Source organism: Salinimicrobium xinjiangense DSM 19287 (genome assembly GCF_000423585.1).
GTDB lineage: Bacteria > Bacteroidota > Bacteroidia > Flavobacteriales > Flavobacteriaceae > Salinimicrobium > Salinimicrobium xinjiangense.
In genome coordinates, this window is sequence record NZ_AUIG01000026.1 from 1 (window position 1) to 24,510 (window position 24,510).

The 24,510-nt window shown below is 36.3% G+C and carries 22 protein-coding genes and 1 pseudogene; 20 read left to right on the forward strand and 3 right to left on the reverse strand.

Translation table 11 applies throughout. The features are described from left to right. From G564_RS0110660 to G564_RS0110690, 5 genes are all read left to right on the forward strand, one after another. The coding region (locus tag G564_RS0110660) for a transposase (protein WP_029036218.1) at positions 1–300 on the forward strand (300 nt) is incomplete at its 5' end. Positions 301–963: 663 nt separating this feature from the next. After that, complete coding sequence (gmd, locus tag G564_RS0110665) at positions 964–2,097, forward strand: GDP-mannose 4,6-dehydratase (protein WP_029037660.1); 1,134 nt, start codon at positions 964–966, stop codon at positions 2,095–2,097. 147 nt (positions 2,098–2,244) lie between these two features. Continuing rightward, positions 2,245–3,165, forward strand: coding sequence for a GDP-L-fucose synthase family protein (locus tag G564_RS0110670; RefSeq protein ID WP_029037661.1), 921 nt, complete (start codon positions 2,245–2,247; stop codon positions 3,163–3,165). Between the two features lie 298 nt (positions 3,166–3,463). Then, entirely contained in the window at positions 3,464–4,405 is a 942-nt protein-coding gene (locus tag G564_RS0110680; protein ID WP_029037662.1) for an NAD-dependent epimerase/dehydratase family protein, read from the forward strand. Positions 4,406–4,796: 391 nt separating this feature from the next. Beyond that, on the forward strand, positions 4,797–5,492 hold the full coding sequence (locus G564_RS0110690; RefSeq protein ID WP_029037663.1) for an outer membrane beta-barrel protein: 696 nt from the start codon (positions 4,797–4,799) through the stop codon (positions 5,490–5,492). A 70-nt stretch (positions 5,493–5,562) separates the two neighbouring features. On the opposite strand, the gene G564_RS0110695 is transcribed toward G564_RS0110690, so the two are convergent. After that, positions 5,563–6,402: an exostosin domain-containing protein gene (locus tag G564_RS0110695; RefSeq protein ID WP_029037664.1), complete on the reverse strand. Its 840-nt coding sequence runs from the start codon at positions 6,400–6,402 to the stop codon at positions 5,563–5,565. 154 nt (positions 6,403–6,556) lie between these two features. On the opposite strand from G564_RS0110695, the gene G564_RS0110700 reads away from it, so the two are divergent. Together G564_RS0110700 and G564_RS0110705 are read left to right on the forward strand one after the other, a co-directional pair. After that, positions 6,557–7,345, forward strand: a complete 789-nt coding sequence (locus G564_RS0110700) for a polysaccharide biosynthesis/export family protein (RefSeq protein WP_029037665.1) — start codon at positions 6,557–6,559, stop codon at positions 7,343–7,345. A gap of 3 nt (positions 7,346–7,348) precedes the next feature. Continuing rightward, on the forward strand, positions 7,349–9,817 hold the full coding sequence (locus tag G564_RS0110705) for a polysaccharide biosynthesis tyrosine autokinase (RefSeq protein WP_029037666.1): 2,469 nt from the start codon (positions 7,349–7,351) through the stop codon (positions 9,815–9,817). Between the two features lie 51 nt (positions 9,818–9,868). Here G564_RS0110705 and G564_RS20880 read toward each other — a convergent pair whose 3' ends face one another. Further along, positions 9,869–10,309, reverse strand: coding sequence for a class I SAM-dependent methyltransferase (locus tag G564_RS20880; RefSeq protein WP_394330244.1), 441 nt, complete (start codon positions 10,307–10,309; stop codon positions 9,869–9,871). Between the two features lie 224 nt (positions 10,310–10,533). On the opposite strand from G564_RS20880, the gene G564_RS19080 reads away from it, so the two are divergent. From G564_RS19080 to G564_RS0110740, 5 genes are all read left to right on the forward strand, one after another. After that, positions 10,534–10,953, forward strand: a complete 420-nt coding sequence (locus G564_RS19080) for a methyltransferase domain-containing protein (RefSeq protein ID WP_394330243.1) — start codon at positions 10,534–10,536, stop codon at positions 10,951–10,953. 417 nt (positions 10,954–11,370) lie between these two features. Then, positions 11,371–12,213 (forward strand): ABC transporter permease, encoded by an 843-nt coding sequence (locus tag G564_RS0110725; protein WP_169578125.1) that lies wholly within the window; start codon positions 11,371–11,373, stop codon positions 12,211–12,213. Position 12,214: 1 nt separating this feature from the next. Beyond that, positions 12,215–13,423: an ABC transporter ATP-binding protein gene (locus tag G564_RS19085; protein ID WP_051205425.1), complete on the forward strand. Its 1,209-nt coding sequence runs from the start codon at positions 12,215–12,217 to the stop codon at positions 13,421–13,423. A gap of 59 nt (positions 13,424–13,482) precedes the next feature. Further along, positions 13,483–14,244: a class I SAM-dependent methyltransferase gene (locus G564_RS19090; RefSeq protein ID WP_051205404.1), complete on the forward strand. Its 762-nt coding sequence runs from the start codon at positions 13,483–13,485 to the stop codon at positions 14,242–14,244. Further along, positions 14,241–15,014: a glycosyltransferase domain-containing protein gene (locus tag G564_RS0110740; protein WP_029037668.1), complete on the forward strand. Its 774-nt coding sequence runs from the start codon at positions 14,241–14,243 to the stop codon at positions 15,012–15,014. The genes G564_RS19090 and G564_RS0110740 overlap by 4 nt, the downstream gene beginning before the upstream one ends. A gap of 384 nt (positions 15,015–15,398) precedes the next feature. Here the strand turns inward: G564_RS0110740 and G564_RS0110745 are convergent, their stop codons facing one another. Beyond that, positions 15,399–16,226 (reverse strand): O-fucosyltransferase family protein, encoded by an 828-nt coding sequence (locus G564_RS0110745; RefSeq protein WP_029037669.1) that lies wholly within the window; start codon positions 16,224–16,226, stop codon positions 15,399–15,401. Positions 16,227–16,727: 501 nt separating this feature from the next. Between G564_RS0110745 and G564_RS20885 the strand changes: the two are divergent. From G564_RS20885 to G564_RS19930, 8 genes and pseudogenes are all read left to right on the forward strand, one after another. After that, positions 16,728–17,132: pseudogene (locus G564_RS20885) on the forward strand (glycosyltransferase); the annotation flags it as partial. 219 nt (positions 17,133–17,351) lie between these two features. Then, on the forward strand, positions 17,352–17,672 hold the full coding sequence (locus tag G564_RS20715) for a hypothetical protein (protein WP_245583684.1): 321 nt from the start codon (positions 17,352–17,354) through the stop codon (positions 17,670–17,672). Next, positions 17,669–18,373 (forward strand): class I SAM-dependent methyltransferase, encoded by a 705-nt coding sequence (locus G564_RS0110755; protein ID WP_029037670.1) that lies wholly within the window; start codon positions 17,669–17,671, stop codon positions 18,371–18,373. The genes G564_RS20715 and G564_RS0110755 overlap by 4 nt, the downstream gene beginning before the upstream one ends. Next, the gene (locus G564_RS0110760) at positions 18,361–19,863 is read left to right on the forward strand and encodes a glycosyltransferase family 39 protein (protein ID WP_029037671.1); all 1,503 of its coding nucleotides are present in this window, start codon (positions 18,361–18,363) and stop codon (positions 19,861–19,863) included. Before G564_RS0110755 ends, G564_RS0110760 begins: the two co-directional genes overlap by 13 nt. Before the next feature lie 114 nt (positions 19,864–19,977). Next, on the forward strand, positions 19,978–20,838 hold the full coding sequence (locus tag G564_RS0110765) for an ABC transporter permease (RefSeq protein ID WP_029037672.1): 861 nt from the start codon (positions 19,978–19,980) through the stop codon (positions 20,836–20,838). 32 nt (positions 20,839–20,870) lie between these two features. Further along, the gene (locus G564_RS0110770; protein ID WP_029037673.1) at positions 20,871–22,157 is read left to right on the forward strand and encodes an ABC transporter ATP-binding protein; all 1,287 of its coding nucleotides are present in this window, start codon (positions 20,871–20,873) and stop codon (positions 22,155–22,157) included. A 10-nt stretch (positions 22,158–22,167) separates the two neighbouring features. Then, positions 22,168–22,815, forward strand: coding sequence for a class I SAM-dependent methyltransferase (locus G564_RS0110775; RefSeq protein ID WP_051205408.1), 648 nt, complete (start codon positions 22,168–22,170; stop codon positions 22,813–22,815). Continuing rightward, positions 22,812–24,509 carry an FkbM family methyltransferase gene (locus tag G564_RS19930; protein ID WP_051205410.1) on the forward strand — a complete coding sequence of 566 codons (1,698 nt, stop codon included), beginning with the start codon at positions 22,812–22,814 and terminating at the stop codon, positions 24,507–24,509. Before G564_RS0110775 ends, G564_RS19930 begins: the two co-directional genes overlap by 4 nt. Position 24,510 lies beyond the last annotated feature (1 nt).

Consider the following 24,510-nt stretch of genomic DNA (forward strand, 5'->3'; position numbering starts at 1 on the left):
GCTTGTCATATAGGTGTAGCTCCTTTTTCTTTTCATTCGGGAACAAGTCAAAGATCAAAAAATAAAGTGTCTCACAGAGCAAATAAAAAGCTTAAAACACTTTTCCATATGGCTGCCTTGTCAGCAATAAAAATGAAGGGTGAGCTCAGGGATTATTTTGAAAGAAAAATAGCAGAAGGAAAGAACAAAATGACTGTTGTTAATGCTGTAAGAGCAAAATTAATTAACAGGATCTTCGCCTTAATTAGAGAAAACAGGCAATATGAAAAATCCCTTAATTTAACCTTGGTTTATCCATAAGAATATCGGGACTAAAGGGTGGAAGCGCTAACGGAATTATATGTACAACGAATAATTTTCCAATCCCTGCTCATCCCACACCCCACCCCACCACGGTGGGCAGGCTCTCCCCAGGGGAGAGGAGCAATGAGCAACCTTGCTCCCTCTCCTTTGGAGAGGGTTGGGGAGGGGATGAGCTGAATTTACTACCCCTAAATCCCCTGAAGGGGACTTAAGAATTAGCTCCGGAGGAGCGAAATATTTATAGAATTATAATTTTGCTGAAAAAGGAGCTCCAGCGGAGCGGAATTTTTTGAGTAAGCAGTAAGCAGTAAGGAGTAGGCAGTTATTGAGAAACAAGAGCCAAGAGCCAGACCTTTTCTACATAATCTTTGTTACCACCAAGATTTTCATTGTAAGAGTCCCCTCCCTCGGAGGGAGCCTGTCCCGAACTTGTTTCGGGATGGCCGCAGGACGGGGTGGGGATTTGTAGGGGATCAACTCGCAACCCGCAACCCGCAACCCGTTCGAAACCTGCAACCTGAAACCTGCAACTTTTTAATCTAACCCTCCTGCGCAATAGCTTCGGCGGGCAGGCAGCTAACAGCAAAAGCTAACACTAAAAGAAAACCTACCATTATAAAAACTTATATTTGTTTTTAGCTAATCAATCTTTGTAATACTATCGAAACAAAATCTTCACAAAAGACCGCTTTAATTACCGGTATCACTGGACAGGACGGGGCTTACTTAGCCGAATTTCTTCTCAAAAAAGGCTACGTGGTGCATGGGATCAAAAGAAGATCGAGCCTATTTAATACCGAAAGAGTGGATCATCTTTACCAGGATCCTCATGAGGAGGATATCAGGTTTAAGCTACATTACGGGGACCTGAGCGATTCGATGAACCTTACACGGATCATCCAGGAAGTGCAGCCCGATGAGATCTATAATCTGGGAGCCATGTCTCACGTAAAGGTGAGTTTTGATACTCCGGAATATACGGCTAATGTAGACGGACTCGGTACTCTTCGTATACTTGAGGCAGTAAGATTGCTGGGGCTTACAAAAAAGACCAGGGTTTATCAGGCTTCAACTTCAGAATTATACGGATTGGTACAGCAGGTGCCGCAGACGGAGAAGACTCCATTCTATCCGCGAAGCCCTTATGGAGTGGCGAAATTATATGCTTACTGGATCACCGTGAATTATAGGGAAGCTTATGATATGTTCGCCTGCAATGGAATTTTGTTCAACCATGAATCTCCCTTGCGGGGAGAGACCTTTGTCACCCGAAAGATCACCAGGGCGGTGGCACGAATAGCACTGGGGATGCAGGAGAAATTTTTCCTGGGAAACCTGGATGCGCAAAGAGATTGGGGGCACGCAAAGGATTATGTGGAGGCCATGTGGTTGATGCTGCAGCAGGATAAGCCTGAAGATTACGTCATCGCTACCGGTAAAACCACTTCTGTAAGAGAACTGGTGAGGATGGCTTTTGACTGTGTCGGAATAGAACTTGAATTTACGGGAGAGGGAGAGCAGGAAAAGGCTAAAGTGGTGAAGTGTGAGAATCCTGATTTTCAGATTCAGGCAGGAACAACGGTACTTGAAATTGATCCTAAATATCACCGGCCAACAGAGGTGGATCTGCTCATAGGCGACGCTTCAAAATGTAAAGAGAAACTGGGATGGGAGCCAAAACACAGTCTTCAGGACCTGGTAGAGGAAATGGTGGCAGCAGATGTAGAACTTTTCCGAAGAGAAAAATATTTGAGGGAAGGCGGACACAGGACGCTGGATTTTAGGGACGAGTAATTAAGTTTAAGAGTCAAGAGCCAAGAGACTAGAACCAAGACTTTTTTGTGGTCAGTGTTCAGTGTCAGTGATCAGAAATAAACAATAAACGGTAAACCGAAAACGGTAAACAATAAACGGTAAACAGAAAACAGTAAACCGAAGAAATTGAAAAAAGATTCAAAAATTTACATAGCCGGACATAACGGCATGGTGGGATCGGCATTGGTGCGGAAGCTGAAAAAAGAAGGTTTCAAAAATCTCATTTTCCGAAGCTCTTCTGAACTGGATCTTACGCAACAGCAGGCCGTAGCGGATTTTTTTAAAGAGGAGAAACCTGATTATGTATTTCTTGCTGCTGCAAAGGTAGGTGGGATCATGGCCAACAATACCTATAGAGGTCAGTTTCTTTACGAAAACCTCATGATCCAGAACAACGTGATCCACCAGAGCTATTTACACGGAGTGAAAAAACTCCTGTTCCTGGCTTCTTCCTGTATTTATCCGAAAATGTCTCCGCAGCCGATTAAAGAGGAATACCTGCTCAGTGGAAAGCTGGAGCCTACAAATGAGCCTTATGCCATCGCTAAGATCGCCGGACTCAAAATGTGTGAGGCTTATAATCTGCAGTACGGCTGTGACTTTATATCGGTAATGCCGACAAACCTTTACGGGCCAAATGATAATTACGATCCTGAAACGGCTCATGTCCTGCCTGCACTGCTGCGGAAGTTTCATGAAGCAAAAGAGCAAAGTAAACCCTCAGTAGAGGTATGGGGCACAGGAGCTCCAAAAAGGGAATTCTTGCATGTTGATGATCTGGCTGAAGCCTGTCTGCACCTCATGCAAACCTACAGCGGAAATTTAAGTGTTAACATAGGGACGGGAGAGGATCTTTCTATTAAAGATCTGGCAGAAATGATAAAAAATATCACCGGCTATTCCGGAGAGATTTCCTGGGACGCCACAAAACCCGATGGCACTCCACGAAAGCTGCTGGATGTTTCACTTATCCACAGTCTGGGGTGGAAGCATTCTATTTCCCTAAAGGAGGGGATAAGGAGGGTTTATGAGGAGAAATTTATCTGAAGCACCAAATTTCAAGCACCAAGCATTTATCCTCTGGATCTTCAGCGGAGGAGGACCAAATTCCAAACTTTTGTTTTACCTGAAAGATTGTTTAAATGAGTCCCCTCCCTCGGAGGGAGCCTGTCCCGAACTTGTTTCGGGATGGCCGTAGGTCGGGGTGGGGATTCGTAGGAGATCAACCCGCCACCCACAATCCGCAACTCGCTACCGGCAACGGTAAAACATATGTCTATCTAAACTTGCTAAAAAGAGAAGGAATAGAAAAAAAGCTTTTTATTTGCAATTAACAGTTATTTGGATGAAAGTACTGGTTACAGGAGCAGCGGGATTTATAGGTTCGCATACTGCGGAAAAATTGCAAAAGGCAGGAATGGAGGTGATGGGGATTGACAATTTTTCTCCTTATTATGACATAACTCTCAAACGGCAGAATGCAGATATCCTCAAAGACTTGGGAGTAGAAATTGTGGAGGTGGATCTTAGAGATAAGGAGCGTCTTCTACAAATTCCAATTAACTTTGATTTCATAATACATTTTGCCGCACATCCCGGTCTTTCTGCTAAAAGTACCTTTGATGATTACTACACTAACAATGTTCTGGGTACCAGAAATCTTATAAATTTTGCAGAACTGAATAAAGATCTAAAACATTTTATTTACATCTCCACTTCTTCTGTTTACGGCCTTAAAGTCGATTTTCCCGAAACTACACCTCCTAATCCGGCTTCAGATTATGGGAGTACCAAATTGGAGGGAGAAGAACTAATTATGAAGGAAGTAGAACTAGGGAGCATGAAAGCTTCAATACTCAGACTTTTCTCTGTTTATGGTCCCAGGGAACGGCCCGATAAATTGTACACCAGGCTAATATCCTGTGGATTAAACAATGAAGTTTTTCGAATCTTTGAAGGAAGTGAAAAACATTCCCGCAGCTTTACTTATGTGGGAGATATTGTGAAAGGAATTTATCAGGCTGTCTTGAGGTATGACAAAATAAATGGAGAAATTATTAATTTGGGAGCCAGGGAAGAATATAAGACCCTGGATGGAATTGCTCTGGTAGAGGAACTGCTGGGGAAGCAAATTAAAATTGAGGTAATTTCAAAGAGAAATGGTGATCAATTAGCGACTTCAGCCAATATTGGTAAGGCAATTGAATGGTTAGAATATAATCCGTCTACAACTCTTAAAGAGGGACTTAAAAAACAGATTGACTGGTATAAAAATTTAAGAGTGTAGGGAATAAATTGATTTTCGCCTGTCCGCATTTTCATAATGGATAATCTGCTATAGAGGGTATTCGTTAAGGAGTCTTCCTGACTGACAGCTAGTTTGACTTTTTTCATCTCGACAGAGCTTCCTAACCGGAGGAAAGGAAGCGACGAGAGATCTCATGAAACAAATACGAATTCTCCTTTTGCATTTCAGGAGGCCGATTTCTCAGTCGCCAAAAAGGCTCCCCTGCCTGCCGGCAGGCAGGTTCGAAATGATAAATCCCTGGAAAAAATTCCTCATTTCTTTATTCACTTCAAAATTATTTTCCATAACTGTCGTTATATATGGACGAATAGTAACAGGTATTAAAAAAAATCTTTTTATTTGTAAATAGTTTGAAGCACAATCCAGTCTTATGAAAAAAAACATTTTAGCCCTTCTAGTAATTTTTGCCTTTAGTTATACCGGTTTCTCACAAACCTTTAGTTACGGACTCAAAGGAGGGATCAATTACGCTATGGGTGGTGAAATAAGAGGTAGTAAATCTAATGCAAATTACTGGGGTGAGACGATTCAGGGAGTTGGAGGTTTAGGCTATCATGGAGGTATATTTGGACAGGTTAACTTCGGTAAATTTTTTATCCGTCCGGAGGTGGTTTATACCTCTTTAACTCAGGAGTTTGAAATTCCACTGCGAGAGGAAAACACGCCATATGATTTGCAAACATTCACTATTCCTTTAATGTTGGGTTATAATATTTATGGTCCTCTTGATGTGTATGCAGGACCTGTTTATTCCAATGTGCTGGATGCAAAAATTTACGGCGAACAAAATGATCAACTAATTGTTGTTCAAAATACACCAATAAACGCACAGGCCGGAGTAAAAGTTGAAGTTGGCAGATTTGGTCTTGACGTGAGATATGAACATTCTCTTTCTACTGCTGAGCGGCAGGAAATAGATCTGGATAATAACCTCTTTGGTGGACCTAACGGAGGAGCTAATAAAGGCTGGTTTAATGACGCCAGGTTAAATCAGGTAATCGTGAGCGTTATTTTTAAAATTGGCGGGCCCGGACTGAATGAAAGAAGACGAAGAGCCTGCTATTAAAAAGAAGTGGGCAGTAGGCAGTAGTTAGTGGGCAGTATTAATGAAAGGAAAATTCCGACGTTTACATTTTTTAATAATTTGAATATACAATTTTTTCAAGTTCCCGGTTTAATTCTTCCGGTTCAACTGTTATTCTTTCCAGGCAAAGTTTAAAGTTTTCATCGGCGATTTTTTGATCCCATTTCAATTCTTCTATTGGATCATCGAATGCAAAATAGGTGAAGCCGTTATAAGCTTCACATGTTTTCTCTACCACGGGAATAGCCCCACAAAGAATGGCCTCAAAGAATCTGTAAGTCCAAACGCTATTGCCGCAGGGACATAAAACAAACTTTGAATTGGCTAAATTTTGATAATATTCCTCATCCCAGGCTTTATCGGGAAACTTTCTCCCTTTTCCGGAGGGCAAAATTTTTAGTTCATTATTAAAGATAATTTGAATTTCAGGTAAACCGAAAAGGAGGCGGAAATGATTTTTTATTTTGGGTAAATATTCTTTGTGACTATGAATGCTCCGTTGAATCCCCCATTTTTCTCTAATCCAATGCTCTAATTCCTTTTTTCTTTTGCGACTCATCCATCCTGAAAACACAAATTTATCCGTGCGTTCCGCCTTCCATAGAGATTTGCAGTAATCTGTTATGGAGCGGGGAAAAATAAGAGTTTGGGTAATATTTCCAATACTAACTTTCGGTGTTTTGTGATCGATCTTTACAAGATTGGCAATGGGAAAAACACCCTCCGTTCCTGTGCCTATGGAAATATTAAATTTTTTTTCAAGCGGTTCGACCTTAAATTTTTCAGATCGTCTTACGTTGATTTGATGTCCTGTTTCAGCAATGGCATGAATTAAACGGAGCTCCTGTAGGAGCTTTATCTCAGTTTCAAATAATATGTCCTTTCCTGCCATTCTTTAAAGTAAGTTTTCAAAAATAGAATAATGTCCTGAAACCACCACATATTAAAGAACGGGGGCTATAAAAGAAAGCAAGAACAACAATACTACACATTTATTTTATTATTAACATTCAAAACCTATATTTGTCTTTACCTATTAGTCCCAAATGAGTATCAGACAATTAATCGTTGTTCTAAGCGTTTTGCTTTTTTTTTCTTCCTGTGTCCCCACCAAAAGGCTAATGTACCTGCAGGAAGACCGGACGGCAACAGATAGTTTAATAAGGGTGGAGCGGATTCAAAAACCATATCGAATACAGGTAAATGACCTGCTGAGTATCAGAGTGAAGGCGCTGGATCAGGAGCTGGTGGGTATGTTTAACCCAATAGGAGAGGGGGATGCCAACGCTACCGGGGAGGAGAGATTATATTATGATGGATTTTTGGTGGATGCGCACGGCAATATTAGAGTTCCTACCCTTGGCGAGGTGAACGTTTTGGGATATACTGTAGATGAGGTAAGAGAGAAGATTGAAAAGGCATTATTAGAGAATTACTTCAGGGAGCAGGCAAACATATTCGTGACCGTCAAGCTTGCGGGAATAAGATACACCACGATAGGCGAGATAGGATCTGGAACCCAGGTAATTTATAAGGAGCAGGTAACCATCATGGAGGCTATTGCCCAGGCCGGAGATATAAATGAATTTGGTGATCGTACCGATGTGGTGATCGTGCGGCAGTATCCCGGTGGGGAAAAGCGGCATCATATAGATCTTACAACGATAGATGCGATGCGCTCCCCTTATTACTATATACAGCCAAATGACCTCATTATCGTAAATCCACTTCCGCAAAAAGCTTTAGGTTTTGGTACAACAGGCATGGAAGCTTTAACTACTATTTCCAGTATTTTAGCTTTTCTTACTACTACAATATTTCTAATTACCCGGTGATGTATGGCACATGAAGATGATCACATAACAGACATTGGCTCAACCTTTGATTTTAAAGGTTTTATTCTTAAGGTGCTGAGTTATTGGCAGCTTATCATTCTGTCTATTGCCATTAGTCTTGGAGTTGCCTATTACAATAACGTCCGAAAATTACCGGTCTACCGCCTTGATAATTCGATCAGTATAAAAGACGATCAAAATCCTTTCTTTACCAGTAATACCAGCCTCACCTTTAACTGGGGTGGAACTTCAGATAAGGTGAATACTGCGATTACAATTTTAAAATCCCGTTCTCATAATGAAGAAGTTGTTGAACGTTTGCAGTATTATATAAATTACCTGGAGGATGGAGAGTATCAAAGAGTAAATGCTTACGGCAATACTCCTTTTAAGATTGTAGCGGATACAGCCGGATTTCAGGCACTGAACACAACTTTCGAAGTGCGGTTTAAAGATCCGGAAACTTTTTCTTTGAGTACTAACTTTTCCGGCGGGAAATCAACAACCTATAATTATGCGACGCAGGAATACCTGCAGGTCGAGGTAGAACAGGGAAAATTTAGCAGGGACTACAAATTAGGGGATCAGGTTGTTTTGCCTTTCTTTAGCGGCAGTTTTTTGCCTACGGATATTGAGCCTGTTGTTGGCAAGCCATTTTATGTGAGTTTTGAGAATTTTGACAGGGTGGTGAACAGGTGGAAAGGGATCTCTGTTAATGCCCAGGGACAGGGTGCATCTGTACTCAACCTGGCACTAACAGGAAATAACAAAGCAGAGATAGTAGATTATCTTAATGGATCGGTAAGAGTTTTAAGTCAGAATATGCTGGAACGAAAAAATCTCTTTGCAACAAAAACTATTCGGTTTATCGACAGCAGTCTTTCTGTTAAATCTCTGGAGCTTCAAAATGTAGAGGATGAATTGAACAGGTTCAGAAATGAGAACCAGATAATTGACCTAGGTGCTGAGACGGGGCAGCTTAATAGCCGACTCCAGGGATTGGACGTACGCAAGGAAGCAGTCCAGAGAGAACTCGCCTATTACGAAATTCTGGAGGATTATCTGAAAACCCGGAGTGACTACTCAGAGGTTCCTGCACCCTCTGTTGCCGGCATTTCTGAAGGAAGTATCGTAGGTGGCGTAGGTCGCATTATTACTCTAGCCGAGGAACGCAGGAAATATGAGTATTCCCTACAGCAAAATTCCCCGGTATTTGATAATATAGATAGACAGATCAATGCGGTTAAAGCGGTTCTGCTCGAAAATCTTAGTTCCTCCCAAAGCCTTCTGCGAAGAGAATTGCAGGAGATCAATAGAGATATGGCTCTGGCGGAAGCTGAAATAAGAAAGTTACCTCAGGAGCAGCAGGATCTACTTAAGATTGAAAGGAAATACTCCTTAAGTGAAAAAACTTACAACCTCTTTCTTGAAAAACGCAGCGAGGCAGGACTGATTAAGGCGGCTAATGTGAGCGATGTAATGATAATTGATATGGCCAAAGATACGGGAGGCGGTAAAATTGGACCCAACACTCAACTTAATTATGTGATGGCTTTAATGGTGGGGGGTATGATCCCGCTCACATTTGTATTCCTCCTGGTGTTTCTTAATACTAATGTGCATAATGCACAGGAGGTGACACGGCTATCTCCCATTCCAATCCTGGGGATGATTGGAAGAAGCAGGATGGACACCAACCTCGCCGTTTTCCAGAAGCCCAAATCAGCAATTGCTGAAGGATTTCGGGGCCTACGGTCGAGTCTTCAGTTTATGTATAAGAAACAGGGAGTAACAGGTTCAAAGACAGTTCTAATTACTTCTTCGGTTTCGGGGGAGGGCAAAACCTTTTGCGCTATGAACCTGGCCACAGTGTTCGCGCTGAGTGAAAAGAAAACTGTATTGCTAGGTGCCGATTTACGTAAACCAAAGATCTTTGATGATTTTAAGATCAATAATGACGTGGGGGTGGTAAATTATCTCATCGGTCAGGAGACGCTCGATTCCATTATTCAGCCGAGTATGGTGCCATATCTGGATGTGATCACTGCCGGACCTATCCCGCCAAATCCTTCTGAATTGCTTATGAATGAGCAGATGGAGGTACTTATGAATGAGCTGAAGGAGCGATATGATTATATTATTATGGATACCCCGCCTGTAGGGGTGGTGGCTGATGCCCTGAATCTCGTAAAATATGCAGATGCTACTTTATACCTGATACGCCAGGATTACACCAAACGTGGAATGCTGGAGGTGATCAACGAAAAGTATAGCAAAGGGGAGATCAAGAATATAAGTTTTGTGCTTAACCATTTTGTCCACCGGGCGAAATATGGTTATGGTTATGGCTACGGTTACGGTTATGGCTATGGCTATGGCTATGGCCAGTATGGAAAAGGATATGGACAACAGGACACCCAAACAAGTAAATTAAAGAAAAAGTGGAAGGAGTTTATTAGGAATTTCGAGTAATTGACTTAGAGCATAAATTGGATCTAAGCACCGTATCTGTCTTTTAGTTCACTATTTTTTCTGAATCCATAAATTTCCACCAGGGTTGTGGTAACATAGTGGCATGGATTCAAAAGATCCCGGTAAGTGTATATGTAAATAATGAGAAAAGAATAATATCTCAAACTCACTATTACACATTAAAAATGCTTTAATTAAATAGATTTCATTCCAACTTCTGCCCTCATATACCCATTCTTCCGGATATTCAAACGGGTAGAAAATGTCATGAAAATGAATTAATACATCACTCTTTAGAACGGGAAGGATATCGAACAGAACAAAGTTTAAATCACTTCCTGTTTTAGAAACATGGGAACTATCTATAAAAAGCATATCTCCTGCTTCTAACTGTTGGAAATAAGAGAGATTAATTGATTGAACCTGATTCGCTATAACATTAAAATTTTTGTCCTCTGGATTTAATAAAGTACAGCCTTTCTGGATTTGGATCTATAAAATTTAAATTAATTTTATTATGAAAAAATACTTCATTGACATCTAACATTAATGCGGAGGAGAAACCGGAACCAACTTCAATAATTTTTTTGGGTTTAAAATATCTGATAAAAGAATAAAGAATAATTGCATCCGTGTAAGAATAGAATTTGTTCTTGAAATAATATCTCCTACCCTTTTGCTTTTCATCCTGAAACGGAATTTGGGAATAAAAACCATTGAATTCCTTTAATAGCTTTAATTTTATAGATTTTGTTTCTGAAAATGGAGACTTGAAGATTATCAATGAAAAATTTGATAACGTTGTAAGCAGCCATTGCATCGAACATCAACCCGATTTAATTCAACATCTTAATGATGTAAGCCAAATATTATTTCCAGAAGGAAAATATTACCTGATCATACCAAATAAAAGATATTGTTTTGATCATTTTAATTGTGAATCTAAATTGGAAGATGTTTTAAACGCACATGAAGAAAAAAGAATAAAACACTCTCTTAGAAGTGTTATCACTCATCGATTATCTATGCAAACACACAATGACCCCTTTATGCATTGGAAGGGAAATCATGGAGAGCGTTCAGGAGATCTGGGGATTATTAAACAGGCTTTAAGTGAATTTAAAGCTTCAAATTAAATCAATGTTCACGCGTGGTATTTTACCCCTAAAAGTTTTAAAGAAATATTGGCTGGATTAAATAATTTGGGAATGGTGGATTTGCAGGTAGAAAGTATAATTCCAACTAAAAAAAACAATTTTGAATTTTATGTCGTTCTGCAGAAATAAAACTGATTAAATGCTTAAGTACAAAGTACAGGAAGAATAAAACTTAGCAAAAGAAGATATCTTATTGAAGGGCGGCCTTCCTTTTCTCACCAGTTCTTTCTCGGCAAAAAAATTGTAGTAACCACTTCATAAAATTCTTTCATATCCAAAGCCCTGGAACTCTTTAGAATGATTGATTCCATTTCAGTAAAATATTGATGTATTCCCTAACTTGCATCATCTTTTGGTTTTAAAAACGATGTATTTATTTAAATGACAGTGCCTACAATGAAATTGCAAACCAGAGTTTATCAAAAGGAAACTAATATAAATCCCTTTATACTGCTCAAAGAAATTTTTGGAGATATTTATCGGTCCAGATTTTTAGCCAGGCAATTGGCAGAAAGAGATATTAAAGCTCAGTACCGTCAATCCTACTTGGGTATTATATGGGCATTTATCATTCCCATTACTACTGCTGCGGTATGGGTATTTCTAAATCTTTCCGGGACAATAAAGATCACTGATACGGGAATTCCTTACCCTGTTTATGCTTTTACCGGTACTTTACTCTGGTCAATTATCACTGAAGCGATTAATTCTCCCACCGCGAGTACTTTTGCAGCCAAAGGCTTTATGAATAAAATTAATTTCACCAAAGAGGCGCTGGTATTCTCGGGTATTTATAAATTAATATTTAATTCTTCTATAAAAGTTTTATTATTGCTCTTATTCGTATTCCTGTTTGGCATTGGATTTCATTGGAAACTGTTGTTACTTCCCTTTGTTATTTTAGGGGCATTGCTCTTCGGAACCACCATAGGTCTATTTCTTGCCCCTATAAGTCTGCTGTACAAAGATGTTGGAAAAGTGGTAGTGGTGGGATTTAATTTTTTAATGTATATAACCCCGGTAGTCTATGCACTCCCAAGGGAGGGTATAATGCGCACACTTATGTTAATTAATCCTTTTACTCCTGTTATACTTACCAGCCGGGATCTCATTACAGGCACCAGTCCTGAATTTCTCACTTACTATTTTTTAGTATTGGCAGCAACACTACCTCTTTTTTTTCTGGGTTTAATTTTATACCGAATTTCTATTCCCATAATTGTTGAACGAAATGCATAGAATGGAGGAAAAGGAAGTTTTAATTGAAGTGGAGAATCTCTCCAAAAAGTTTTGTAAGGATCTTAAGACCAGTTTATGGTATGGAGTGAAAGATCTTTTTTCCAGTTTAAAAGGAAATAAAGAAGAACGTCTGCTTAGGCCCCGGGAATTTTGGGCCTTAAAGGATATCAACTTTGAGCTTAGGCGCGGGGAATGTCTTGGACTTATTGGCCATAATGGAGCAGGGAAGTCAACTCTGCTAAAGATACTAAACGGACTTTTAAAACCGGACGCGGGAAAAGTGACCATTAAAGGAAAAGTGGGGGCTCTTATCGAACTTGGCGCAGGTTTTAATCCCATACTTACAGGAAGAGAAAATATATATAACAATGGAGCAGTTCTGGGGTTCACCAGAAAAGAAATAGACCGGAAGCTGGAGGAGATCATAGACTTTGCAGAAATTCGTGAATTTATAGACATGCCGGTACAAAATTATAGCAGCGGTATGAAGGTGCGTCTGGGATTTGCCATTGCATCTCAAATGGAACCCGATGTATTAATTATAGATGAGGTTTTGGCAGTTGGAGATGTGGGATTTCATATCAAATGCCTTAACAGAATATCGGAGCTATTAAAGAAATGTGCAGTTATTTTCGTTAGCCATAGTATGCCTCAGGTAGCAAAAATTAGTACCTCGACATTATTACTGGAAGAAGGAAAGATGATAAGTTACTCCTCGAATGTCAGTAAGGTCGTGTTAACATATTTAAGCCGTTTCGATATGGAGCAGTCTTTAAAAATTCAACATAAAGAAACCTTATTTTCTGAAGTTAAGATCATGGGGAAAGCTTTTGATGAAAATTTAAAAGCATATGTATGTAAAAGAGATGAAGAGATTGAATTTCAATATGACCTCGAGATTTCCCCAAATATTGAAAAATACTGTATTACGTTGGTTTTTAATGACGTGGAACTAAAGCCGGTTGCAGCGGTAACTTCTTTGAGTGATAACCAGCCGTTCATTAATAATGGGAGGAGAAGACATATTATCAAAATTAAAAATTATTTTGCGCCGGGGAGATATAGTATTAATTGCAACGCAATAGAAATGCTGAACGATAGACAGTGGGGGAAAACTTTATTTCAATATCAAAACCATTTTACCATTTCTGTAATCAATGCTAACAGTTTTACACACGTACCTATACAATTAAAAGCAAATTGGAATTAGTACTGAATAATTTATTCTAAATTTATTTGAACCTGTTTTGACACCTGAAATGAATCCTGATGATAGATCTTAAAAAAAATATCCAAAAACTTATTAGCCGATATAAAAGTTTACCGTTTCTAAAAAAGGATTTTGAAAGAATCAAATTAGAAATAGATGATATTTATTCATTTCAGTTACTACAACCTCTTTTGGTAAATAATAGATACCTGCCATTAAATGGAGGGGCTATGCGGCCTATGGGGATTGCTTATATATTAAATGAGATATTGATTAATAATAGGAAGAATATATTAGAATTTGGTGCGGGTATTTCCACCATCTTAATAGCAAGATTAATTAAGAAAAATAACTTAGGAATTCAATTGCATACAATTGAACATAATAAGGAGTGGATAATAGATCTGCAAAGAATGTTAGAAGATGAAGGTTTATCCGATCATGTAGTTTTTATTCATTCTGATCTAAAGGTAGATTCTAATATAGAAAACTGTAAATGGTATGATGAAAATTTACTGATTAAAAAATTGGAGAAGATGTTCTTTGATTTAGTGATAATTGACGGTCCTCCTGCTGATATTCCAAAAATCTCTTTTTCAAGATATCCCATCATTAATTTTATCGAGAAAAGATTGGAAAAAGATTTCTGTATTTTTTTAGATGATGCAAACAGGATAGGTGAAAGAAAACTTGTCCAGGATTTAAAAATTCTATTTCCTAAAAATAAATCCTCTCATATAAGTAAAACTTTTTTTGTTACTTATAGTGATTTAAATTTCAATCCCATTCCATTACATTATATACTCCCAAAGAGCTCATGAAAATTGCTGTATATACCGCTATTTTTGGTGAGAAAGATTTACTTCGGGATCCATTAAACTATGTTCAAGATCCCAATATTGATTATTTTTTAATTACCGATAATAAAAATTGTGAAAGTGACATATATAAGATTATTTTAAAGAAAATCTTTAATAAAGATATAGCGAAAAATGCACGGTATTATAAGATCTTAGGCTTGGCAGAATTTAAAGGTTATGATTTCTTAATATGGCACGATGCAAATCTACAGTTAAAACATAACACCATTCAGGACCTCGTTGATTTGGTTAGGAATAAGCAAATAGCAACTTTTCAACATCCAAAACGAACTAACTTTTATGACGAGGCTATCGCCTGTATAAGAGATAGAAAGGAGGAGCCACTTACTTTATTTTATCAGTGTCTATATTACTTTTCTAAAAATTATTCCCCTTATTGCGGTTTGTATGAAACTTCAATTTTGATTAAAAATATGAGTGTTGGTAAAAATAGTTTATATAACAACTGGTGGGATGAAGTAAAACGTTTCAGTCGACGAGATCAAATTTCTCTTCCAATTGTCTTGGATAAACATAATTCTTTAATAAATATATTGAATGGTGAAAGGTTAAACTCTCCTTATGCTATCTTCCATGAACATGAATATAAAAAATATCTTTCAGGAAAAAGAACAGTAAGATGGCCCAGAATTTTTAAGAAATTAATTATAAAACTTATAGAAGGTTTAAATATATTAAGCAGAAACATAAATTCTAGTAATAAAAATTGAAGTTTTGTAACTTTTTCTTGTAGTATTAAAAGTATATTAAGATGATTGCCGCATGGCAGTATCATTAAAGAAAAATCAGTCACATTAAGTATTAAATTAGGAATTAAAAAAGTGGCTAATATTTCTTCGTTGTTTTATAAACATAAGATCATTATACGATAGTCTCTCTGCAGAAGTTCCTTTTATATGTTCAAACCAATAATTAAAATATGACTCCGGATTTTTGGAGAAATTATAAGTTCCTGAAGCAAGAATTACCAGCGCCAATTTAAAAAGAGACAAGAATTAGAGTCTATGAAAAATTTAAAAAAGGAAGGTGATATTTTGCACCCTTACAGGAAATCATGAGTTTCTTATTGGGGGTATTTTGCACAACGTTTAGCGTCAGAAGCGCCTCAATGCATTTTTGCACATTGAAAGCAAACGTTTTTTTAACATTGATAAATCCATAGAAGAAGAAACCTCTTCCAAATAAAGGTCTTTACGATATAAAGCATTTAATTCGTACTTAAATAGGGCTTTGTATCTTTTTTCTATACTGTCATCAAAAGAAAAAGAAATTAAAGGAATATTTCCAATTAAAGAAGCTGTAATTGCAAATGAAGAAAACTTAGAACACATAATTATTTCTTCACATAAAGTAAGTGCAAAAAAATCTACATATTCAGCACTTACATCTTTATCATAGACTGGATTTATAATAATAATCTGTTTATTCAAATTTTCAATAAAAACTTCACGAGTATTAGAATCATCCGAGGTTACGAAAATATGCTTTGGGCTCTTATTATTTATTACCTCTAGTGCTTTCGATAAAAACGAGAAAAATTCCTTTTTATCTTTCATAAAATGTGGATGATTATTGTTGTTAATTCTGTCTGTTCCTCTTATATGAATTCCAATAGGCTTTATGCCATTTTTAAAATGGATATCAAAATTTGGTTTTACCTCTTTACCAGACTTTAAAATTTCATTTTGACTTAAGTTTACCTTTATTTCAGATAAGGTTTTATAAGGAACATTTTGCTCACTTTTTTCTGATATTTTGAGATGATTTGAAGTAAGCTTGATATCATATGTTCTATTCTTTATTTTATTGTTCCAAATGTAATTAGCATATTGACCCTCTTTGGAACAAAATGCACTTGCTAAAATAATCTCTTCTATTCTGTTACCAAGTCCATCTGGTCTACCTAAAATATTAAAATTCATTATTTTCTAAATTCTGATTATCGTCGAATCGATTCGTTGAAACTCATTTTAGAATAGATTTCGGATCTTCTGGTCTGAACTCCAAATTAGTTATTTTTTCTTTTAACACGTCACGAAGTTTTTATAACTCTGGAAGAAGTCTTTTAAATCTTAATATAGCTGGCCACATTCGGCACCGGGGCAGTATATTTAAACTTTCAAATTCAGAAGACACTCTGGAAAACACCAATTAGCTTTCATTGACCCTGCAAATGATGCTATTAGTTATGAAATATGTAGAACAGAAAGTAGAGGTCATTTGTAAAATGAAAAAAACTGGAGGGTATATATTTCATATAAAATTAAAATTAAAATAGAATCAAGAATATCATCATTTTATATAATATTGAAGAGAGTTATCAAATAATTTTTCTTTGTTTAAAAACTAAGGGATCATTTCATTCATTCATTCAGGAATAAGAAAAGAGAAACAAAACCTTTAGTAGTATTTTGTAAGAAATTATGAAAAATAAGATCACGATAGTAATTCCTGTTTTTAATGATTGGAACTGTATTGAATCTCTGATGTATAATATAAGTAAGACTCTGGCAAGTAGAGTTGATGCTATCCATTTGGTTGCTATAAACGACTGTTCTATTGAATTACCCTCAAAAACATTTAAGATCCCTGAAAATATCTCTTATTCGCAAATTGATTTAGTTACAAATGTTGGACATCAAAGAGCTATCTTGATTGGACTATGTTATTGCTTTGAACAGCCAATTGATCCTGATTATATAATTGTAATGGATTCTGACGGAGAAGATAATCCGAAATATATAAGTCATTTTCTGGACAAGGTCAATTCCTCCAGTAAAGACCAAATAATATTCGCTAAGAGGTCAAAACGTTCAGAAAGTTTAAAGTTTAGATTATTCTATGTTTTATACAAACTACTGTTCAGGCTATTAACAGGTTCATCAATTTCATTTGGAAATTTCAGTTGTGTTCCAAAATCATTATTATCTACAATATGTAATCATCCAAGTTTTTGGAATCATTATTCTGCATCCGTATTGAAATACAAGCTGCCACATAGTCTTATATCGACCGAAAGGGGTAAGCGATATTCGGGGTTTTCGAAAATGAATTCCAGCAGCCTCATTCTTCATGGACTAAGTTCACTATCTGTATATATTGAGTCAATAATTATCCGGGTACTTAAGCTAAGTTTTATAGTCTTTCTACTCTTGATCCTTATTAGTATCCTTGTGGTATTTGTCAAGTACTTTTCTGGCTACGCGATTCCGGGATGGGCTACCAATGTATTTGGATTTATTCTCAATTTACTAATTACAGTAGTGCTGTTTAATCTACTCATCATCCTTACCCACCTCAACAATCGAAATAAACCTATTTCCAAACCTCTAGATTTTTACAGATCTTATATTAAACAGAATCCATGAATGATTCCAAATATGTTGGTGACGAATTAACCGTATTTAAGGATGCTGTAAACTGGAAAAAGTATTGGTACAATTCAATCAGTAAATTTATAAAAGGGGATGTACTTGAAGTAGGTGCAGGAATAGGGATAAATACGAATCTCATTCTACAAAATCAATTGGAGGTTAGGAGTATTGTATCTATTGAGCCAGATAAATCATTGGCAGATCAAATCTTAAATAATATCACAGTAGATAATTCAAAAGTAACAGTCCTTAATCAATATTTGCATGATCTACCCACTGTTCAGAAATTCGACACCATTATTTACATTGATGTAATAGAACATATAGAAGATGATTCCGGAGAACTTAATAAGGCTAAATTACACCTAAAGAAAGGGGGGCACTTAATTATTTTGGTTCCTGCATTTAATTTTTTATTTAGCTCTTTTGATGAGGCAGTTGGGCATTACAGAAGATATAACAGGAAAATGCTTGTCAATGCAATTCCCGATGAATTGAGTAAGTTAAAAATATTTTACCTTGACTCTCTGGGAGTGTGCGCTTCTTTAGTGAATAAGTTTGTCTTGAAACAATCTTATCCCACAAAAAAACAAATTCTAAAGTACGACAGGATGATCGTGCCGATATCGAAGATTTTAGACCAGCTAATATTTCATTCACTTGGTAAATCATTAGTGGGGATATGGAAAAAATAAATAGCGATTATATTTACTATTTGTTTAAAAAAACTTATTTCCTTGCCGTAATTGGAGTGGTTTTCCTGATAGGATTGTCTATCTTTTTTCAATCTGATTTGAGAGGAGTGGAATCCAATGTTATTTATTCTATTCAATTGGCTGTAGAAAATAATGGATTACTATACAAATCTCCTGAAACACCTCCTTTTAATATAACCCAATACTCCCCATTATATTATATTACCAGCGATGCAGTCATTACTTCATTGCTAATTGAACCAGATGATTATTTTAAAATTCGAGTTGTCACGAGAATCATATCAGTGGTGTTATTGCTTTTATCTTTATTTGTTGTAAAGGACATCCTCCAACGCATTATTGGGGTTAAGAAAAGTACCAGTTTAATAATTGTATTAACTTATCTTTTAATAAGTTTTCCCTGGTTCAATATATCAAGGCCCGATGTTTTGATCCTGTTGTTTTTTACTTTGTCTATCCGAAGTATCCTGTTGTACCAAAAAAATGGGAACAAGAGGAATACAGCAATTCTTTTAGGGGTTTTTATGGCACTGGGTATCCTGTCGAAACTAACCATGGGAATTTATATCATCGCCTTCGGATTTTATATGATAATTGCAAGAACATGGAATTTGGCATTTTTTTCAGCTATTTCTTTTGTGGTGTCATTAATCTTAATGTGTGCATTAATTCAAATACTAGGTTACGACTTAACATATCTTTACGAGAATATATTTAAAGGTATCGATAATGGGACTTCCATTAATTCGGCCTGGGAGACATCCTACAGGCATTATTTCGCATACTTCGGCTGGTTTTCTTTAGCGTTCATCCTATTAAGTGTGATTTATTTGAAGAATTGGAAGTACTTAAAAACAAATACCAGCCTACTTTTTTTTATTACGATAAGCTATTCCATTGCTCTTTTCTCTTTTTTCTCGGCCCTTAAAGTTGGCTCGGCTATAAACTACTTTAATGAGTTATTACTATGCTTACTACTTTTTATGATTTCTTTTTTGGAAAGCCACCATATAATTAAAAAGAAATTATACCTGATAGGCTTTATGTTTTTTGGGATTTTCATTGCAATCATTCATACTTTTAATTATGCACCACGATTAATAAATAACTTTGTTCATTTGACTTCTGGCAATAACCAGGAGGGTGATATTCCGGAAATAATAGATTTTTTGAATTCAAACCTGGGGAACAGCTATTTTTATTCTCAGAACATAAATATTGCTCAGTCTTTTCCTCAAAAATCCGTATTATTTCCAACACCTATCCATGTTTTAACCTTCAAACGAGAGGTTTACGATTATTCTTTAGTGGAAAAATGGGCGAAACAAAATCTTAGGTTCATCATTGTTCATCCAAATAGAACGAATTTATATAGCATAGATATAAAAGAACATTATTCCCTGAAAATTAAATACCGCAACTATCACTTATATGAATTAAATTCCTACAACAAAGATAAAAGCCATTAAAATAGCGTTTTTTCAAAGCCTTACGTCATACTTGCAAACATTTCAATTTATTCATATTTGTTTTGAGAGACAACAACAAAACTTTTACCTTCGGACTTTTAATAAATGTTTTAAATGACAGAAAATGAAGAGGGTTGGCTCTATGAGATTTCTCCAAAACGCAAATTGATTGATCTTAATTTTGGAGAAATATGGCGCTACAGGGATCTGCTGATGCTGTTCGTGAAACGAAATATTATTACGGTCTATAAGCAGACGATTCTTGGTCCTTTATGGTATTTCATTCAGCCAATATTTACCGCTATAACCTTTACCCTTGTTTTTAATAAAATTGCCAATATTCCCACTGGGGAAATTCCTCCATTCCTGTTTAATCTTACAGGTATAACTGCGTGGAATTATTTTGCTCAATGTTTAACAGGCACTTCTAATACTTTTAAATCAAACGCAGGTATTTTTGGAAAAGTGTATTTCCCCAGGGTTATAATGCCTATTTCCAATGTAATTACAAATCTTTTTAAATTCGGGATCCAGATAGGGATTTTGCTCTTCGCTTATTTTTATATCCTTTGGACCGGTATAGAAATAAAACCCAATATCAATTTATTGCTTTTTCCAGTATACATTGTTATGATGGCGTTAATGGGTTTAGGGCTTGGAATGATAATCTCTGCTTTTACAACTAAATATCGGGATCTTTCAATTCTGGTAGGTTTCGCTACTTCTTTATTGATATATATATCTGCTGTACCCTATCCATTGGCAGAAGTAGAAAAAGAAATGCCCGAATATGCCTGGATAGTTCAATATAATCCGTTAACACATATTATTGAAGGTTTCAGGTATATGATCCTGGATACCGGTATCTTTACCTGGGGTTCATTTTTCTATACCCTAGCCATTTCATTAATTCTGTTTTTCGCGGGTCTGATTACCTTCAACAGAACTGAAAAGAATTTCATTGATACTGTTTAATACCCATTGCTAAGAATGGATAATTTTATAAGATGAGGACTATTTTAACAGCTCAGAATATATCAAAACAATATAGACTCGGACTGGTGGGGACAGGAAGTTTAAAACATGACCTCAACCGATGGTGGCATATGATTAAGGGAAAGGAAGATCCCTATCTTAAAATGGGGGCAACGAATTACCGGGACAAAAAAGCTGTAGAAGATTATGTTTGGGCACTAAAAGATATAAATTTTGAAGTAAAAGAAGGAGAGGTTTTAGGTTTGATTGGTCAGAATGGAGCCGGTAAGTCAACTTTATTAAAAATTTTGTCCCGGGTAACTTCCCCAACCACCGGCAATATTAAAACGAGAGGGCGCATTGCATCTCTCCTGGAGGTAGGAACAGGATTTCATGGGGAGCTCACCGGCAGGGAAAATATCTACATGAATGGAGCGGTGCTGGGAATGACCAAGGCAGAAATAAATAGAAAGCTTGATGAAATTATTGATTTTTCCGGCTGTGAGATGTATATAGATACCCCAATTAAAAGGTATAGTAGCGGGATGACTGTTCGACTAGGGTTTGCTGTGGCAGCCCATCTCGAACCTGAGATCTTGGTAGTTGATGAGGTTTTGGCAGTAGGAGATGCAGAATTTCAGAAAAAAGCCATTGGAAAAATGCAGGATCTTTCTCATGGACAGGGGAGAACTGTACTTTTTGTAAGCCATAATATGGCCAGTATTCAAAGCTTATGCACGAGAACAATTGTTATGGACAAGGGGGTAATTAATTTTAAGGGTGATACAAATGATGCAATAAATTTTTATTTAAATAATAAAAATTCTTTCATTACTAAAAATTTTCAGGATAGACAAGATCGCGAAGGAAATGGGAAATTGGAATTTATTGATTATTCAATTACTGATCACAGGAATAATAGGCTTACTTCCTTAATTAGTGGACAGAAAGTAATTTTTAAATTTAAGTGTAGAGTGAAAAGAAAAAATCTTGAAAATCTTAAAGTTTCATTTACTGTATATAAAAAAAATGGAGAATTATTGGCTACGTTTATGTCTCAGCTTACCAATGAATCGTTCAGTTTAAATGATTCAGACGAAATTATCTTTGGATGTGTAATAGAGAAACTACCTTTTATGGGAGGAGAGTACAACTGTAGTGTTATAGTATGGGAAAATGAAAATATTGCTGATTGGTTGCAAAATGCCTTCAATATTGAAGTAATTGATGGAGATTTTTTTGGTACAGGTAAAACTGTTCCGAAAAGTCATGTTAGTGTCTTAGTAAGTCATCATTGGTATTTGCCATCCAATTTTTAATAGATTTTCGATGAAAGGGAGAATTAATAAATTGCTTGAAAAAGCTAGACGTAAAGTTCAAAGATTATACAAAAAGTATAAAGAGAAATATGAGTTTCTTAAATATAAAAACCATGTTAAACGTACGCAAAAATTAAACGTTGGTTCTGGTTACACCGAGTTTGATGAAAGTTGGTTTTCATGCGATAAAAATATTTTGGATATTTCAAAGAAGAATAGTTGGAGCAAGTTATTAGGTAATTTAAAAGTTGAGAACATATTTGCTGAACATGTATGGGAGCATTTGACGGAAGAAGAAGCTAGTGCTGCTAACGAAAATTGTTATTCTTTCTTAAGAAGAAAAGGTAAACTTAGAATCGCAGTGCCTGACGGATTTCATCCTTCAAAAGAATATATAGAATATGTAAAACCTAATGGTAACGGAATTGGCTCTGAAGACCATAAAATTTTATATAATTATCAAACTCTTTCTTTTAAGCTTCAGGAAGTAGGATTTGAGGTTTATTTGTTAGAATATTGGGACGAGAAAGGAAATTTTCATTCCAAAAATTGGGATATTAAAGATGGTAAAGTAAAGCGTTCTAAACAATTTGATGAAAGAAATAAGAACGGAAAGCTAAATTATACATCTTTAATTGTTGATGCTGTTAAAAAATGAATTTAGCTCCTATAATATTATTTGTTTATAAGCGGCCATGGCATACCAGGCAGGTACTTGAATCTTTAAAATCCAATACACTGGCCGGGGACAGCAAACTTTATATTTTTAGTGATGGCCCCCAACAAAATGCCGATCATAATGAGATTTCCGGGATTCATGAAGTTCGGGAGTTAATACGTGAAGAAAAATGGTGTGGAGAAGTAGAGATTATTGAAAGAGACCGGAATTTAGGATTGGCTCAATCTGTCATAACGGGTGTATCTGAAATTATCTCTGAATATGGTAAAGTAATTGTACTTGAAGATGACCTGATTGGAGGTAGGTATTTTCTGGAGTTTCTAAACGACGGTTTAAATAAATATGAAAGCCAGAAGGAAGTTTTTGGAATTTCAGGATATAAATTCCATTCTGCTAACAAAATCCAGAAATCCACATTTTTTTTGCCTGTAATGAGTTCCTGGGGGTATGGAACCTGGGCAGACAGATGGAATAAGATTAATTTTGATGCTAAAGCATTACTGGCAGAAATAAATTCAAGAGAAACTGGTAAAGAACTTGACTTTGGGAATATTTCCTTTTATGATATGTTGCGGGATCAGGTAAAAGGCAAGATTGATTCCTGGGCGATTTGCTTTTATGCTTCCATGTTTTTAAAAAAAGGTGTTTTTCTTTTCCCCAATACCTCGTTGCTCAGAAATATTGGCTTCGATGGTACCGGGATCCATTCCGGCTCTTCAATACCTTCCCATTATAATAGCTCTGAGAAACCTGATGAAAAAATAGAGGTTAAAAGAAAAGCAGTTATCCTGGAAAGGGATATAGTAGAAAATATTAAGAAAGGTACTTATCATTCTGAAGTAAAAAGGAATGGGGGGATCATGGGATTTTTGAAACGAAGAATGCCCCCGGAATTTATTCAGTTCGCCCGCCGGAAATTAAATCGTGATATTAAGCATCCTAAGAACGTATACCAATTTCCCCGCTATACAAAGACTAAGAAGCAGGTTTTAGGGAAGGAGTTTGATATACCCGATCTGGCTTCATTCAATTTTATGTATAGGGAGATCTTCGTACATGAAATCTATAAGTTTTATACAGGAAAGAAAGCCCCATATATAATTGACGGGGGAGCCAACATAGGTCTTTCTACCACTTATTTCAAAAAACTATATCCTCATTCAAAAATAATTGCCTTTGAACCTGATCCTGAAATTTTTGAATTTCTTAGGGTAAATATTGACAAATTCAATTATAAAGAAGTAAACCTGGTCAACAAAGGTTTATGGGATATGGAAGGAGAATTGGATTTCTGGTCTGAAGGAGCAGATGGCGGACTATTAACAAAGGTCGATAGTGCGAATAAGGCTTCTGTCAAAATAGAAACAGTTTCTTTAAAGAGATTTCTAAACCAGGAAGTAGATTTGTTGAAATTAGATATAGAGGGGGCCGAAACAGTAGTGCTAAGGGATATACAACATAATCTGGATAAAGTGAAGCGTATATTCATTGAGTACCATTCCTTTAAGGATAAACCCCAGAATTTAGATGAAGTTTTAAATATTTTGATCTCTGCAGGATTCAGACTTCATATTAACTCACCGGGTATTTCGAGCAAATCTCCTTTTGTGAAATTGAACACCTATAATAATATGGATATGCAATTAAATATTTATGCTTTCAAAATATATTGAA